The sequence below is a fragment of the Cronobacter sakazakii genome (assembly GCF_000982825.1).
In the GTDB taxonomy this organism is placed as follows: Bacteria; Pseudomonadota; Gammaproteobacteria; order Enterobacterales; family Enterobacteriaceae; genus Cronobacter; species Cronobacter sakazakii.
Genome location: NZ_CP011047.1, coordinates 3,336,516 through 3,353,023, shown reverse-complemented (window position 1 = coordinate 3,353,023; position 16,508 = coordinate 3,336,516). Strand labels below are relative to the sequence as shown.

Here is a 16,508-nt window from a genome sequence, read left to right as displayed (position 1 = left end):
GAACGACAAATTTCTTAACTGTAGCTGTAAGTGAGAGTGCAATGTCTGGCAAACCCTTCTTCTGGCAAGAGCCTTTTCCACTGAAAAAGGACGAGACCGAGTATTACCTGTTAACCCGCGATCACGTCTCCGTTTCCGAATTTGAAGGTCAGGAAATCCTGAAAGTCGAGCCGCAGGCGCTGACCCTGCTGGCCCGCCACGCCTTCCATGACGCCTCGTTTATGCTGCGCCCGGCGCATCAGCAGCAGGTGGCGGATATCCTGAGCGACCCGGAAGCCAGCGAAAACGACAAATATGTCGCGCTGCAATTCCTTCGCAACTCGGAGATTGCCGCCAAAGGCATTCTGCCGACCTGCCAGGACACCGGCACCGCCATCATCATGGGCAAAAAAGGCCAGCGCGTCTGGACCGGCGGCGGCGATGAAGCCGCGCTGGCGCAGGGCGTCTACGAGACCTATACTCAGGATAACCTGCGCTATTCGCAAAACGCGGCGCTCGATATGTACAAAGAGGTTAACACCGGCACCAACCTGCCGGCGCAGATCGATCTCTACAGCGTTGATGGCGATGAGTATAAGTTCCTGTGTATCGCCAAAGGCGGCGGCTCCGCGAACAAAACCTACTTGTACCAGGAAACCAAAGCGCTGCTCACGCCCGGCAAGCTCAAAGCGTACCTGGTGGAGAAAATGCGCACGCTCGGCACCGCGGCCTGCCCGCCATACCACGTGGCGTTTGTGATTGGCGGCACGTCGGCGGAAGCGACGCTGAAAACCGTTAAACTCGCCTCGACCAAATATTACGACGGCCTGCCGACCGAAGGTAACGAACACGGCCAGGCGTTCCGCGATGTTCAGCTGGAAGAAGAGCTGCTGCAGGAGGCGCGCAATTTAGGCCTTGGCGCGCAGTTCGGCGGTAAATATTTCGCGCACGATATCCGTGTTATCCGCCTGCCGCGCCACGGCGCGTCCTGTCCGGTGGGGATGGGCGTCTCCTGTTCGGCAGACCGCAATATCAAAGCCAAAATCAACCGCGACGGTATCTGGATCGAGAAGCTCGAAAGCAACCCCGGCAAATACATTCCCGAAGCGCTGCGTCGCGCAGGCGAGGGCGAAGCGGTGCGCGTCGATCTCAACCGTCCGATGAGCGAAATCCTCGCGCAACTGTCGCAGTATCCGGTCTCCACGCGGCTGTCGCTCTCCGGCACTATCATTGTGGCGCGCGATATCGCCCATGCGAAACTGAAAGAGCGCATCGACAGCGGCGCAGGGCTGCCGCAGTACGTGAAAGATCACCCGATCTACTACGCAGGCCCGGCCAAAACCCCGGAAGGGTACGCCTCCGGCTCGCTCGGCCCGACGACGGCCGGACGCATGGACTCCTACGTGGATCTGCTTCAGGCCAATGGCGGCAGCATGATCATGCTCGCCAAAGGCAACCGCAGCCAGCAGGTGACGGACGCCTGTAAGAAACATGGCGGTTTTTATCTCGGGAGTATCGGCGGCCCGGCGGCGGTGCTGGCGCAGAACAGCATCCGGCATCTGGAGTGCGTTGAGTACCCGGAGCTCGGCATGGAAGCTATCTGGAAAATCGAAGTTGAAGATTTCCCGGCGTTTATCCTGGTGGATGACAAAGGCAACGACTTCTTCCAGCAAATCCAGGCCGGACAGTGCTCGGCGTGCCTGAAGTAACGTAACAGACCCTGATGCAGGCCGGGTAAGGCGCAGCCGCCCGGCCTTTCAACACCAAAAAGAGCGCACAAAGCGCCATACAGATTCGCTGAAGCCATCAATACTTATTCCTGAAGCATGCGAGCAATCCCATCTTTGTTATCAAGGAGAAAGTAATGACCGCCTACCGCAGTGAAAAAGATTCCATGGGCGCAATCGACGTGCCGGCCGATAAACTCTGGGGCGCGCAGACGCAGCGTTCGCTGGAGCACTTCCGCATCTCCACCGAGAAAATGCCGACCGCGCTGATTGCGGCGCTGGCGCTGACCAAACGCGCCGCCGCGAAGGTCAATATGGATCTCGGCTTACTGCCCGCAGAGCGCGGCGAGGCCATCATTAAAGCCGCCGATGAAGTGCTGGAAGGCGCGCATCCGCAGGAGTTCCCGCTTGCTATCTGGCAAACCGGATCCGGCACCCAGACCAACATGAACATGAATGAGGTGCTTGCGAACCGCGCGAGCGAAATCCTCGGCGGCGAACGCGGCATGGCGCGCAAGGTGCACCCGAACGATGACGTGAACAAGAGCCAGAGCTCAAACGATGTCTTCCCGACGGCGATGCATGTCGCGGCGGTGATCGCGCTGCGCGAACAGCTGATCCCGCAGCTAAAAGTGCTGCATAAAACCCTCAGCGATAAGTCGAGCGCGTTCAGCGATATCGTGAAAATTGGCCGTACCCATCTGCAGGACGCCACGCCGCTGACGCTCGGCCAGGAGATCTCCGGCTGGGTGGCGATGCTTGAGCATAACCTTAAGCATATTGATAACAGCCTGCCGCATCTGGCGGAGCTGGCGCTTGGCGGTACGGCGGTTGGCACCGGGCTGAATACGCACCCCGAGTACGCGGAGCGCGTGGCGAAAGAGCTCGCCGCGTTTACCGGCCAGCCGTTCGTCACCGCGCCCAACAAATTTGAGGCGCTCGCCACCTGCGACGCGCTGGTGCATGCCCACGGCGCGCTGAAAGGGCTGGCGGCCTCGCTGATGAAAATCGCCAACGACGTGCGATGGCTCGCGAGCGGCCCGCGTTGCGGCATTGGCGAAATCTCGATTCCTGAAAACGAGCCGGGCTCATCCATCATGCCGGGCAAAGTGAACCCGACGCAGTGCGAAGCGCTGACCATGCTGTGCTGTCAGGTGATGGGTAATGACGTCGCCGTCAATATGGGCGGGGCGATGGGCAACTTTGAACTCAACGTGTTCCGCCCGATGGTCATTCATAACTTCCTGCAATCGGTGCGCCTGCTGGCGGACGGCATGGAGAGCTTTAACCATCACTGCGCTATCGGTATTGAGCCGAATCGCGACCGCATCAGCCAGTTGCTTAACGAATCGCTGATGCTGGTAACGGCGCTCAATACGCATATCGGCTACGACAAAGCCGCCGAGATCGCCAAGAAAGCGCATAAAGAGGGGCTGACGCTGAAAGCCTCCGCGCTGAAACTTGGGTATCTCAGCGAGGAGGAGTTTGACGCCTGGGTACGCCCGGAAGAGATGGTGGGCAGCATGAAGCCCTGATCAGGGCGCGAGGTAAAGATGCAGGCGGGGGATCATCATCACCAGTTCTTCCGCCTGCGGCTTATAGCGGTGCTGCACGTTTTCGGCGTCATAGTTCAGCAGTTCGCCAATATCTGGCACCGCGCCGCCGCGCGTTTCGTGACACAACACAATCAGCGGCGACGGGCACGCATACTGCACCTGCCGCTGGTTTTGCGCGTACCAGACGCGCGCCACCGGCTGCACTTTCACCGGGCGTTTAATCTTCAGCCGCGCCTTCTGCGGGAGGGCGGCGATATCGTTGTACTCCTGCGTGAGGCGCGCGTGCCACTGCTCTTTAGTTAACCCGCCCACCGCGCGAGGCGCTTTCAGCCCGCGCTCCAGCATCGCCAGCACGTCGTCGCGCGTCAGATTTTTAATAATATGTTTATTCGCCCAGCCGAAACGCAGCGTGGCGGGGTTATCCAGCACCGTGAGACGACGGTACGCGTTGAGCGTAATCAGCCCAGGCAGGTAGCGGTGCACCCATTCAAAACGCTGGGTGGAGGGCAGGCCCGATTCTACAGTGATAATCTCTTCCAGCTGCGTTTTCAACGCGTTGATTTTATCGGCCAGCGCGTGCAGCGCCTCGTGCTGTGCATCATCGACGCTGAAACAGACCGCGCCAGGCAGACGTACCGCCGCCTTGCTGCTGCGCTTTTCCGACTGCTGCTGGATGAACAGATGCGTAAAGTGACGCAGCGCCGCCTCCTGCGCCTCTTTGCCGATTTTTTGCGTCACCGAAATGGTGAGCAGCGGATCGTGCTCTTTGCCTTTTTCCACTTCAGGCAGGCTGAACACCCGCGCCGCCAGCAGACGACAGGCCGCGAGGCCATCTCGCATCTCCATTAATGCATGTTCTAATTCGCGAAAAGTGACGTTAAGGCGTTCAACCAGATCGTAACGGGCCATGATGTTCTCGCATTAGTTACAACATACTTTATGTTTAGCACAGTTTCGCCGGGTTTGACCATAGGGAGTTTAATGTCTGGCAGGAAAATTGGCGGGCGAGACGGGCATGATGGTGAGATGAAAATAGTGTGGCAGGAAGAGGTTCATATGAAGGAAATGGCGGGTGCGCTGCGCTTACCCACCCTACGAGTCTTATGCGTAGTGTTTTGTAGGGCGGGTAAGCAAAGCGCACCCGTCGCGGAACAGAAGATAACGCCAATGCAGCTCACCGTAGGGCGGGTAAGCGCAGCGCACCCGCCACAGAACAGAAGACAGCGCCAATGCAGTTAACCGTAGGGCGGGTAAGCGCAGCGCACCCGCCACAGAACAGAAGACAATGCCAATGCAGCTCACCGTAGGGCGGGTAAGCGCAGCGCACCCGCCACAAAACAGAAGACAACGCTAATACAGTTAACCGTAGGGCGGGTAAGCTTCGCGCACCCGCCATGCGCCATAACCACTACACGCCTTCTGATGGCAACACCACCGGCCAGCGAAAACGAAAATGCGCGCCGCCGAGTTCGCTTTGCGTCACGCTCACTTCACCGCTCATGGCGGTCGCAATCGAATGCACAATCGCAAGCCCCAGCCCGCACCCGCCGGTGGCGCGGTCGCGGCTCGGGTCGAGACGCACGAACGGCTCAAACACCCGGCTGCGCTCCTCTTCGGGAATACCTGAACCGTCATCTTCCACTTCAAGCGTCGCCTGCGCGCCCTCAAGCGACAGCCCGATTCGCAGCCGCTGCTCGCTGTAACGCAGCGCGTTATTCACCAGATTATCCAGCACGCGCTCCATAAGACGCATATCCAGCGCGCCGTAATCGCCTTCGTCAATGCGCGCGAGAATCAACTCTCGCTCCGGGTGCAGCAGGCACGCGTCGTCCACATAGTCATGCAGCCAGCGCGGCAGTTCCGGGTGCGTCAGATGCAGCTCGGTTTGCGGGCGGTCCAGCCGCGCGTAAGTCAGCAACTCCTCGATAAGCGCTTCCAGCTGGCCGATATCGCGGTTCAGCGCCTGCGATTCTGCGGTACTCAGGTTATCGCTCATCTCCAGCCGGTAACGCAGGCGCACCAGCGGCGTTCGAAGCTCGTGGGCGATGCCGTCAATCAGCTGCTTTTTACTGGCAATCAGGGTGTTAATGTTATTTGCCATCTGGTTAAACGCCACGCCGAGGCGCGAGAAACTCGACGCCTTATCAAAATGGATGCGCTCATCGAGATGGCCTTCGCCCAGGCGCTGCGCCGCGGTTTCCAGCCGCAGCATCTCCTGCCAGTGGGGACGTATCCAGATAAACACCGGCAGCGCCAGCGAAATCGCGATCAGCGCAATCAGCGCGATATCCAGCAGCCGCATCTGATGCAGGAAATAGAGATAGGGCACCGGGCCGACCGCCAGCACATAGTGGCTGCGCGGAATACGCTGGATAAACGTATATTCATCGTCGAGCGCCACAATTTCACCTTCGCGCAGGCGGCGGCTGTTGATGTCGTTAAGGTGATACTGATTCATCGGCTGAATACGCAGCTTAAACGACAGATTTAAATCCAGCTCTTTGATGGTTTTATTCCACTCATGCGGTGGGATTTCACGCAGTTCGCTACGCATAAGATAGAGCGAGCTTTTCATCAGATCATCGAGCGACTGCCGACCGGCGCGCTCGGCGGTGAACTTATAGACCAGCCCGACCAGCATCGTCATCACCAGAAAGCAGACAAACAGCAGCAAATAGAACTGTATAAAGAGTTTTTTCATGAAAATCTCTCACGCCCGCGGCGCGGTTACTGGATAGCCGAAGTGGTACGCGGAAAGTGCGCGGCCAGATGATCGATAAACGCTCTGACCGCGGGCGGCAGACCGCGACGCGTGGTAAACACCAGATGCACAATTCCGCGCTGGCCCTGCCAGCCGCGATAAACATGCACCAGATCGCCGGTTTTCAGCGCTTTCGCGCAGACATGATCCGGCAGCAGCGCAATCCCCAGCCCCGCGATAGCGGCCATGCGGACAGCCGTAAAATCGCTACAGCTGAACCGCGGCTGATGGCGGATAAGACAGCGCTTTCCCTGTTCATGTTCCAGTGCCCAGCTGATTTCGCCGGGCTCGTCGCTGGTGCCAAGCGTCGGATGGCAGGCGAGGGTATCAATAGCCCCGTTAAGTTTACTGGCAAGCTGCGGGCTCGCGACCAGGATGCGGTTTGACGTGCCCAGTGTGCGCATAATCAACTCGGCGTCGCTGGTAAGCTCGGTACGCACCCGCAGCGCCACATCCACGCGCTCTTCGATTAAATCGACAGGGCGGTCAATGGCGATAATTTGCAAATTCACCTGCGGGTAGCGGTGCATAAACGCAGGCAGCATGGCCTGGATAATTTCGACCATACCCGTCGGACAACTAAAACGCACCATGCCCTGCGGCTCCTTGCGCGCCTGGGCAATCACCGCCTGCGCTTTTTCCGCCTCCAGCAGCATCGCGCGGCACTGGTCATAAAACGCCTGGCCGATATCGGTGACGCGAAAACGGCGGCTGGAGCGCTCAATGAGCCGCACGCCGAGCTGCGCCTCAAGCCCGGCCACGCGGCGGCTGAGCTTCGATTTTGGCTGTTTCAGCGCCCGGCTGGCGGCAGCGAAACCGCCGTGGCTCACCACTTCGGCATAGTAAAAATAGTCGTTTAGATCGTGTTGCATTATCGTTCCTCAGACAGAACGCAGGGTGCCATTTTGTCCTGGTCCACAGCCCGATGGGAAGCGCTTATTCTCAGCCCATGACAAACAGTCACATTCATGAGGATAAAACTATGAACGCACGTTTCAGCAATAAAGTGGTTATCGTGACCGGCGGCACCAGCGGCATTGGCCTTGCTACCGCTAAAGCGTTTGCCGACGAAGGCGCGCATGTGTTTATTACCGGGCGTCGGCAGGCGGCGCTGGATGCGGCATTACAACAAATAGGTGACAACGTCACTGGTGTGCGTGGCGACATAAGCCAGCTTGCGGATATCGATCGTCTGTATGAAGCGGTGCAGCAGCGCCACAGCCATATCGATGTGCTCTTCGCCAACGCAGGCGGCGGGGAGCTTGCCCCTCTCGGCGCGATTTCCGAAGCGCATTATCACGATACCTTCGACACTAACGTGAAAGGCGTACTGTTTACGGTGCAGAAGGCGCTGCCGCTGCTGCGTGACGGTGCCGCCGTGGTGCTGAACGCCTCTACCGCTGGCTCCAGCGGCACGCCAGCGTTCAGCGTTTACGCGGCAAGCAAAGCGGCGGTGCGCAGTTTTGCGCGCAACTGGATCCTCGATTTAAAAGACCGTCATATTCGCGTGAACGCCATCAGCCCCGGGCCGGTCAACACGGCAGGGCTCAATGAACTCTTTGGCGGAGGCGAGCAGGCGGAAGACGTTAAAAACGAACTCACCGCGCAGATCCCGCTCGGGCGCGTCGGCAAACCGGAGGAGATCGCCCGCGCGGTGCTGTTCCTGGCGTCTGACGAGGCGAGTTTTGTGAATGGCGTCGAGCTGTTTGTTGATGGAGGGATGGTGCAGATATAAGGGGCAGCGCCGCGCGTATTGCGCGGCGCGATACATTACGCCTCGCTTTCCCAGGCGTGCGGCGCAAACAGATACCCTTTGTTGCGCACCGTCTTGATGCGATAAGGCTCGGTCGCGCTGTCGTTGAGCTTTTTGCGCAGTCTTGAAATTGCCACGTCTACGCTGCGATCCAGCCCGTCGTAGGTTACGCCGCGCAGGTTTTTTAACAGCGCGTCGCGATCCATAATCTGCCCGGCGTGGGTCGCAAGCTCCCAGAGTAAGTCAAAATCCGCGGTTGAGAGCGCTATCTGCTCACCCAGCAGCGTGACCTGGCGGTTGAGCGGGTCGATGCATAGCGTACCGAAACGCAGCGCCTTGTGCGGTTGCCGCGTTGGCGTGTTATCCGCTGCGGTCACGGGCGCGGCAGCCATATGCTGGCGCAGGTGCAGACGCAGACGCGCCAGCAGCACCGCAGGCGGCGTGGTTTTGAGAATGTAATCGCTGGCACCCATTTCAAGCGACAGAATATGGTTCATATCGCTGTCGAGTGAGGTCAACAGCACCACCGGCCCCTGCCAGCGGGCGCGCAAATCGCGGCACAGCGTCATGCCGTCTTTGCCTGGCAGCATAATATCCAGCAGCACCAGATCCGGGTTCTCGCGCTCAATGACCGCCTCAGCGCGATCGCCGCGGCTTTCGACAATCACATCAATATCATGGCGGCCCAGATAGGCGGCGATAAGCTCGCCGACTTCCGGGTCATCTTCAACAAAAACGATCTTGCTCATAGGCTTCTGCGTTGCGGTAAAAACACCAAGATACACCGGGCAGACGCAACGCGCCAGCAACGGCAGCTCAACCGATTAACGCAACGGGCGGCCGCCGTTCACCGGATAGCTGTGGCCCGTCACATAGCGGCTGGTGAGGAGATAATCCACCAGGTCGATAATCTCTTTTTCGCCGGGCGCGATTTTCATCAGCGATTTGTTCAGCGCCTTCTGCCGGTATTCCGGGTCGTCATGTTCGTTAAAGAGGATTTGCGACGGGGCAATGGCGTTAACTTTCACCTCCGGCGCAAGCTTACGGGCAAACGAACGGGTGAGATTATCGAGCGCCGCTTTGCTGGCGGCATAGGCGATATACTTCGCGCTGCCGCGCTCCACGACATAATCGGTAAAGTGAATAATATCGCAGGCGGCGTGGCCCTGGCCGCGCATCAACGGCTCCAGGGCAAAGTTCAGGAGATAGGGCGCGTGAACGTGAATTTGCAGCATGGCGTTCAGCACATCAGCGGGCGGCACAGGCGGGCTTTCATCCTGCCAGGTGCTGGCGTTATGTAACAGCGCGCGAATATGCGTGGTGCGCGATTTTACGGCGTCGGCAAACGCCAGAATGCCCTCGTCATGGCAGAAATCGGCTTCGATGCACACCGCGCCTGCCTCTTCCAGCACGTCAATCGCCGGGTAACGGGTGCGGTAACTGACAATCACATCATGATGCTGCGCCAGGAAATGGTGCGCCAGCGCAAGGCCGATACGGCGGCCCGCGCCGGTGATAACAATGGGTTTATCCAGTTTTTTCACCACAACTCTCCTTAAGCGTTAGCGGCAGGAGATTAGCGCACCAGCATCCAGGTCGCCGGCAGGGCGGCAATCAGCAACAGGCCGATGACGATTTTCTCCTGACCTTTCAGCGCAACGTTATCCACATGGGTACGGCGCGCATAGAGGAAAAACACCACCCCAGGCGCGTACAGGACAACGGACAACAGCAGATGCATCGGGCCTGAGGCATACAGCAACCATAGGCCATAAATGCACGCCCCGACAGCAATCGCCTGATGTAAAGGACGCTTTGCGATTTTGAGCAGGTAAGCGCCGACCAGGAAATAGGGCACCAGAATCATCTCTGAGGCGATGGTCAGCAGGGTGTTGTAATCCGAGCCGGTCGCCCAAATAAGCACCAGACAGATTTGCACGCTGGCGTTTGTCAGCCACAGCGAGGCCGACGGCGCGTTACGCGCATTCTGGCGGGCGAAGAGGCGCGGGAACGCTTTATACTGCGCGGCCAGCAGCGGCACTTCGGCCGCCATAATGGTCCAGCTCAGGTACGCGCCGCACACCGAGACAATCAGCCCGGCGGCGATGATCACTTCGCCCCATGGCCCCATCATTTGCACCATCAGGCCCGCCATTGATGGGTTACGCATCTGCGCCAGTTCCGGGCGTGCCAGCACGCCGAGCGACAGTAGTGTGACCAGCAGATAGACCGCGAGCGCCGCGAGCACGGCGAGAAGCGTAGCCAGGCCGACATCTTTTTTCTGCCGCGCGCGGGCCGAGACGACCACCGCGCCTTCAACGCCGATAAACACCCACAGCGTAATCAGCATGGTGTTTTTCACCTGCTCCCAGACGGGTACGCCGAGATCGACGCCGGTGAAATCCAGCGTAAAGGTCGGCAGGCGGAACGCGATAATCGCCAGCACCACAAACAGGCCGAGCGGCAGGAGTTTGGCGAGCGTCGCGGCGAGATTAATGCTCGCGGCGGTCTGCACGCCGCGCAGCACCAGAAAATGCACCACCCACAGCAGCACCGACGCGCCGACGATCGCCTGCCAGGTGTTGCCGTCGCCAAACAGGCGCAGCTGCGGCGTGTCGGTAAAGAAGCTCAGCGCGGAGAAGACGATAACGAGATACGAGACGTTGGCGATCACGGCGCACAGCCAGTAACCCCAGGCGGAGCAGAAGCCAATCAGTTCACCGAACCCTTCGCGGGCGTAAGTGAAGATGCCGCCGTCGAGGTCAGGGCGCAGCCGCGTTAAAAACAGCATCGCCAGCGCTAAAAGCAGGATCCCGGCACCGGTAATTCCCCAGCCAATCAGCAACGCCGCGGGACTCGCCACCTCGGCCATATTCTGCGGCAGACTAAAAACCCCGGCACCCAGCATGGAACTTAAAACAAGCGCGGTTAACGCGGCGAGGCCCAGCTTCTTTTCCATAGACAACCTGTTTAGCAAAAGGAAAGATCCAGAATAATTATTGTGCCAGAGCGCATAAAAATGGTGGATCGCACTAAGGCGCGGGATTTTACGGAGTGCGAAGCTCGCTTGCAATGCGGCGTACACAAAATGTAGCGGAAAAACAAAAAAAGCGGCCGTAGCCGCTTGGTTTTGAGAATCTGTCTTACTTGTAGAGGTCGGCGCTGATGGTCATGTTGCCGCCGCGCTCTTCCCACTGACGGGTGATGTGATAGTACTTAGCCCCTTTCTTCGCGGCACGTTTCGCCACGTTGTAAGAGATATCGGTCATACTGCTGTAGTGGCCGGTAAACTTCACGCTGTCGAAAGGCACCATCTGAGCGGCGGTGATTTTGTTTACTTCTTCCACTTTAGTTCCGTCCGGCAGGGTGACAGTGTAACGTCCGCCTTTCGATTCCTGGGTTTCAAAGAAACGGCCAACATCACTGCTTGGTGAGGCGGTCGTGGCGACACCCGGAATTTCCACTTTTTTGGCTTCTTCGCCGCCTTTGGCGAGCGCCGCGCGGCCTGCTTCGGAATCTGCCGGGATAGCGTCAGGGCTTTGCAGTACGCGTTTTTTAGCATCTTCTTTATAGATAAACGCGGTAATACGCTGGTTGCCGCCCTGGTTGGTGTCGACCTGGCGCACAATCCAGAAAGAGGCCGCGCCTTTGGCTTTCGCCGCTTTGGTGATGGCGTCGTTCACTTCCGGCTGGCTGCGATAGAAGCCCTGCACGGTCACGGTGTCATAAGGCTCAAGCGCGATAGCCTGATCTTTTGGCAGCTCAACCACACCGTTAATAACGCGGTTTTTCGGCGCATCGGCTTTCGGCGCGTTTTCACGGTAGACATCGGCCACCACACGCCAGTTGCCGCTGTTACCGGTGTCGCTGGTGTCCTGAATGTAATATGACGCCGCGCCCATAGCGTCTGCGCGACGGGAAACGGCGGTGGCCGCTTCGTTAATGGCATTGAAACGACCCGTAATCACAATACGGTCAAATGGTTTCAGCGCCGCGGCTTGTTCCGGCGTTAACTCTGTCGCCGCCTGAGCTGACAGCGAGGCCGCGGAAAACAGGGCGGTCGCCAGAAGGGTATGCTTGAGCTTCATAAAAATAGTCCTTCGCCTTGCGCAAAACAGGTACTGATACAGCCTGTGTGAAATGGTTAGTCGTTGATTATTGCATTGAAAGGTGCCGGATGTCTGCGCCATTTTTCACACCTTATGCTACCGCTTGCGGATTAAAAATAACTTCAGGTTATGAATGGTGAAAATCCTCCTCTGACCATTAAAATTGATAAAGCTTATGACTTTTTAAGTTAAATCCTTGTTAAACCGGCCTGCTTCTGTGGCGCAGAATCGTTTTTTCTGCCTCTTAAAGCGCGTAAACGTAGCGGCTGAACGCGGTTTTTAAGCAAAAATCCCTGTCAGACCGCAACGACGCTACACTTTCACCCATTAACCGTTAAATAGTTGTCCCGGACGGTGGATCGAAGACGTGTAATTCAGTAGGTTATAGAAAGTTTGTGACAACGATATGGATGGCGAACACCACGGCACCGCGCTTTTTCGCCGGGCGTTTTCGTCTGCTAAGCGAGTGACAGACCATCTTAAAAATCGATGGAAGGGAATACTATGCGTATTGGTGTACCAAAAGAGCGGGTCGCGCTGGAAACCCGCGTCGCGGCGACCCCAAAAACGGTGGAACAGCTGCTGAAGCTCGGTTTCAGCGTCGCGGTGGAGCGCGATGCCGGCAAACTGGCGAGTTTCGATGACGAGGCGTTTATCGCCGCAGGCGCAAGCGTGGTGGATACCGCCGGGGTCTGGGAATCAGAGGTTATTCTTAAGGTCAACGCGCCGCAGGACGATGAAATCGAGCGGCTGCGTCCCGGCACGACGCTGATTAGCTTTATCTGGCCTGCCCAGAATCCGCAACTGCTGGAAAAACTGGCTGCGAAAAATGTCACTGTCATGGCGATGGATTCCGTGCCGCGTATCTCCCGCGCGCAGTCTCTGGATGCCTTAAGCTCGATGGCGAACATCGCCGGTTACCGCGCGATTGTCGAAGCCGCCCATGAGTTTGGCCGCTTCTTTACCGGGCAGATCACCGCCGCCGGTAAAGTGCCGCCTGCGAAAGTGATGGTGATTGGCGCAGGCGTCGCGGGCCTCGCCGCTATCGGTGCCGCCAACAGCCTCGGCGCTATCGTGCGTGCGTTCGACACCCGCCCGGAAGTGAAAGAGCAGGTGCAGAGCATGGGCGCCGAATTCCTGGAGCTCGATTTCAAAGAAGAAGCGGGCAGCGGCGACGGCTACGCCAAAGTGATGTCTGACGCTTTTATCAAAGCCGAAATGGCGCTATTCGCCGCGCAGGCGAAAGAGGTGGATATCATCGTCACCACGGCGCTGATCCCGGGCAAACCGGCACCAAAGCTCATTACCCGTGAAATGGTCGATTCCATGCAGCCGGGCAGCGTGATTGTCGATCTCGCGGCGCAAAACGGCGGCAACTGTGAATACACCGTGCCGAATGAGATTTTCGTCACCGCCAACGGCGTGAAAGTGATTGGTTATACCGATCTGCCGGGCCGCCTGCCGACGCAGTCGTCACAGCTCTACGGCACCAACCTGGTTAACCTCCTGAAGTTGCTGTGCAAGGAGAAAGACGGCGCGGTGACCGTTGATTTTGACGATGTTGTGGTGCGCGGCGTGACGGTGATCCGCGAAGGGGAAGTCACATGGCCTGCACCGCCGATTCAGGTTTCCGCACAGCCGCAGGCCGCTGCCAGCGCAAAACCGCAGGCCGCGCCGGTCGAACCGCCTGCGCCTGCCTCGCCGTGGCGTAAATATGCGCTGATTGCGCTCGCCATTATTCTGTTCGGCTGGCTGGCGAATGTCGCCCCGAAAGAGTTCCTCGGCCACTTCACCGTCTTCGCACTCGCCTGCGTGGTCGGCTATTACGTCGTCTGGAACGTCTCCCATGCGCTGCATACGCCACTGATGTCGGTAACGAATGCAATTTCAGGAATTATCGTCGTCGGCGCGCTGTTGCAGATTGGCGATGGCGGCTGGATTAGCTTCTTCAGCTTTATCGCTATCCTCATCGCCAGCATCAATATTTTTGGTGGTTTCACCGTCACTCAGCGCATGCTGAAAATGTTCCGGAAGAACTAAGGGGTAAGTTATGTCTGGAGGATTAGTTACGGCTGCGTACATCGTCGCCGCAATTCTCTTTATTTTCAGCCTGGCGGGGCTTTCAAAGCACGAGACGTCACGGCAGGGCAACCTGTTCGGCATCGCGGGGATGGCGATTGCGCTGATCGCCACCATTTTTGGGCCATACGCCAGTAACGTGGGCTGGATAATCATCGCGATGGCGATCGGTGGGGCTATCGGTATTCGCCTTGCTAAACGTGTCGAAATGACCGAAATGCCGGAGCTGGTCGCTATTCTGCACAGCTTTGTCGGCCTCGCGGCGGTGCTGGTGGGCTTTAACAGCTACCTGCACCACGAGCCGGGCCTCGCGCCGGTGCTGGTCAATATTCATCTGACCGAAGTGTTTCTCGGCATTTTCATCGGTGCGGTAACGTTCACCGGCTCGGTGGTGGCGTTTGGCAAGCTGCGCGGCAAGATCTCCTCTAAACCGCTGATGCTGCCGAACCGCCACAAGCTGAACCTGGCGGCGCTGGTGGTCTCCTTCATTCTGCTGCTGATTTTCGTGCAGACAGAGAGCGCCGGCACGCAGGGCTTTGCGCTGTTTGTCATGACGATTATCGCGCTGGCGTTTGGCTGGCATCTTGTGGCGTCTATCGGCGGCGCGGATATGCCGGTGGTGGTTTCCATGCTGAACTCCTACTCCGGCTGGGCGGCGGCCGCGGCGGGTTTTATGCTAAGTAACGATCTGCTGATCGTTACCGGCGCGCTGGTGGGTTCTTCGGGTGCGATTCTCTCGTACATTATGTGTAAGGCGATGAACCGTTCGTTTATCAGCGTGATTGCCGGAGGCTTCGGCACCGACGGCTCCTCGACCGGTGAGAGCGACGAAGTGGGCGAGCACCGCGAAATCACGGCGGAAGAGACGGCAGAAATGCTGAAAAACTCGACGTCCGTCATTATCACGCCGGGCTACGGTATGGCGGTAGCGCAGGCGCAGTATCCGGTGGCGGAAATCACCGAGAAACTGCGCGCGCGCGGCATCAAGGTGCGTTTCGGTATTCACCCGGTGGCGGGGCGTCTGCCAGGTCATATGAACGTGCTGCTGGCCGAGGCGAAAGTGCCTTATGACATCGTGCTGGAGATGGATGAGATCAACGATGATTTCAGCGATACGGACACGGTGCTGGTGATTGGCGCGAACGACACCGTCAACCCGGCGGCGCAGGACGATCCAAAAAGCCCCATCGCGGGTATGCCGGTGCTGGAAGTGTGGAAGGCGCAGAACGTGGTGGTCTTCAAACGCTCCATGAACACCGGTTATGCCGGCGTGCAGAATCCGCTGTTCTTTAAAGAGAACACGCAGATGCTGTTTGGCGATGCCAAAGCGAGCGTCGACGCCATTCTGAAAGCGCTGTAATTCGCGTGTATCTCTAAAGCCGCCAGCCCGCTGGCGGTTTTTTTTCGCCTGTTGGGTGCGTTGTGGCAATAAAAAACCCGCCGGGCGGCGGGTTTTCTTCTGGCAAGATGAGACCTCAGTCGTCATCGTCCTCTTCATCATCGAGCTCCACGGTGCTCTGGAAATCGTCCGGCTTAATCACCAGCAGATCGCAGCGCAGATGATCAATCACCTGCTCGGCAGTGTTGCCGAGAAACGCCGCAGAAATCCCGGTGCGCCCGATGGTGCCCAGCACCACAATCCCGGCCTGTAAATGCTCAGCCAAATCCGGGATCACTTCTTCCGGCAGCCCTTTTTCAACATGCGTGACGCGCTCGCCGATGCCGAATTTCTGGCGCAGAGCTTTCATCGCCAGCAGATGCTGGCCGCGAATGGCGTCGTTGTAAACGCTCGGGTCAAAATCGGGGAGTTCAATGGCGATGTTAATCGGCGTTGCCGGATAAGCGCCCACCAGATGCACTTCGGTATGGTTAACCTGTTCGGCCAGGTGCAGCGTTTCACGCACCAGCTTTTCGTTCAGGCCCGTGTGGTAAGGTTCTTCGCTCGCGAGATTGACCGCCACCACGGCTTTACCGCCTTCCGGCCATGGCTGGTCTTTCACCATCCAGACCGGGCAGGGGCATTTACGCAGCAGGTGCCAGTCGGTCGGCGTGAAAATCACCGATTCCAGACGGTCGTGCTGGTGCGCCATTTTCAGCAGCAGATCGTGACCGCCGCTGATCACTTCCTGAATGATGGCTTCGAAGGGGCGGTTATGCCAGACCACTTTAATATCAATGGGCACGCCCGCTTCTAAATAATATTTAGCCTGCTCGCGTATCCACGCGGTGCGCTGGCTGATAACGCCCTGACGCATGGCGGTGCGCTCATCAGGAGAGAGCAGAGTGGTCATTTCGTAGGAAAAGTCATAAATCGGGAGAAAGGCTTTAATGCGCCCGCCGATTCGCTGATGTAGATAAACTGCTCGCCGTAAAGCCGGTTGGTCATCCTGATTGGGGTCGATGGCCACCAGCATGTTTTGATACCTTGCCATACAGGGTCTCCTTACAACTGCTTACCCACAGTTTGTCATTTAAGAGTAACCCATATGGTGTGAATGAAACAGGAGAGAATTCCCAGCCGGATCAATAAATCACGAAAATTTA

The 16,508-nt window shown here is 58.0% G+C and carries 13 protein-coding genes; 5 read left to right on the top strand and 8 right to left on the bottom strand.

Annotated features, from left to right (window positions below):
• Window positions 1–41: 41 nt before the first annotated feature.
• Window positions 42–1,688 (top strand): class I fumarate hydratase FumA, encoded by a 1,647-nt coding sequence (gene fumA / locus CSK29544_RS15965; protein ID WP_004388284.1) that lies wholly within the window; start codon window positions 42–44, stop codon window positions 1,686–1,688.
• Window positions 1,689–1,843: 155 nt separating this feature from the next.
• Entirely contained in the window at window positions 1,844–3,241 is a 1,398-nt protein-coding gene (gene fumC / locus CSK29544_RS15960) for a class II fumarate hydratase (RefSeq protein ID WP_007890877.1), read from the top strand.
• On the opposite strand, the gene tus is transcribed toward fumC, so the two are convergent.
• From tus to CSK29544_RS15940, 3 genes are all read right to left on the bottom strand, one after another.
• Window positions 3,242–4,171 (bottom strand): DNA replication terminus site-binding protein, encoded by a 930-nt coding sequence (tus, locus tag CSK29544_RS15955; RefSeq protein ID WP_014728968.1) that lies wholly within the window; start codon window positions 4,169–4,171, stop codon window positions 3,242–3,244.
• A gap of 499 nt (window positions 4,172–4,670) precedes the next feature.
• On the bottom strand, window positions 4,671–5,963 hold the full coding sequence (gene rstB / locus CSK29544_RS15945; RefSeq protein ID WP_007890884.1) for a two-component system sensor histidine kinase RstB: 1,293 nt from the start codon (window positions 5,961–5,963) through the stop codon (window positions 4,671–4,673).
• 26 nt (window positions 5,964–5,989) lie between these two features.
• Window positions 5,990–6,895 carry a LysR family transcriptional regulator gene (locus tag CSK29544_RS15940; RefSeq protein ID WP_007890888.1) on the bottom strand — a complete coding sequence of 302 codons (906 nt, stop codon included), beginning with the start codon at window positions 6,893–6,895 and terminating at the stop codon, window positions 5,990–5,992.
• A 110-nt stretch (window positions 6,896–7,005) separates the two neighbouring features.
• On the opposite strand from CSK29544_RS15940, the gene CSK29544_RS15935 reads away from it, so the two are divergent.
• Entirely contained in the window at window positions 7,006–7,758 is a 753-nt protein-coding gene (locus tag CSK29544_RS15935) for an SDR family NAD(P)-dependent oxidoreductase (RefSeq protein WP_007890890.1), read from the top strand.
• A 35-nt stretch (window positions 7,759–7,793) separates the two neighbouring features.
• Here CSK29544_RS15935 and rstA read toward each other — a convergent pair whose 3' ends face one another.
• The 4 genes from rstA to ydgH all read right to left on the bottom strand — a co-directional run bounded on the left by rstA (window position 7,794) and on the right by ydgH (window position 11,864).
• Complete coding sequence (gene rstA, locus CSK29544_RS15930) at window positions 7,794–8,525, bottom strand: two-component system response regulator RstA (protein WP_007867540.1); 732 nt, start codon at window positions 8,523–8,525, stop codon at window positions 7,794–7,796.
• Between the two features lie 75 nt (window positions 8,526–8,600).
• Complete coding sequence (gene folM / locus CSK29544_RS15925; RefSeq protein ID WP_007890893.1) at window positions 8,601–9,323, bottom strand: dihydromonapterin reductase; 723 nt, start codon at window positions 9,321–9,323, stop codon at window positions 8,601–8,603.
• A 29-nt stretch (window positions 9,324–9,352) separates the two neighbouring features.
• Complete coding sequence (locus tag CSK29544_RS15920) at window positions 9,353–10,735, bottom strand: amino acid permease (protein ID WP_007890896.1); 1,383 nt, start codon at window positions 10,733–10,735, stop codon at window positions 9,353–9,355.
• 184 nt (window positions 10,736–10,919) lie between these two features.
• Window positions 10,920–11,864: a DUF1471 family protein YdgH gene (gene ydgH / locus CSK29544_RS15915; protein ID WP_029039403.1), complete on the bottom strand. Its 945-nt coding sequence runs from the start codon at window positions 11,862–11,864 to the stop codon at window positions 10,920–10,922.
• Window positions 11,865–12,389: 525 nt separating this feature from the next.
• On the opposite strand from ydgH, the gene pntA reads away from it, so the two are divergent.
• Both pntA and pntB read left to right on the top strand, forming a co-directional pair.
• Window positions 12,390–13,925 carry a Re/Si-specific NAD(P)(+) transhydrogenase subunit alpha gene (pntA, locus tag CSK29544_RS15910; RefSeq protein WP_007890902.1) on the top strand — a complete coding sequence of 512 codons (1,536 nt, stop codon included), beginning with the start codon at window positions 12,390–12,392 and terminating at the stop codon, window positions 13,923–13,925.
• Between the two features lie 10 nt (window positions 13,926–13,935).
• A complete protein-coding gene (gene pntB / locus CSK29544_RS15905; RefSeq protein WP_004385867.1) occupies window positions 13,936–15,324 on the top strand; it encodes a Re/Si-specific NAD(P)(+) transhydrogenase subunit beta in 1,389 nt (462 codons plus the stop codon).
• Between the two features lie 115 nt (window positions 15,325–15,439).
• Here pntB and uspE read toward each other — a convergent pair whose 3' ends face one another.
• Window positions 15,440–16,396 carry a universal stress protein UspE gene (gene uspE / locus CSK29544_RS15900; protein WP_007793150.1) on the bottom strand — a complete coding sequence of 319 codons (957 nt, stop codon included), beginning with the start codon at window positions 16,394–16,396 and terminating at the stop codon, window positions 15,440–15,442.
• Window positions 16,397–16,508 lie beyond the last annotated feature (112 nt).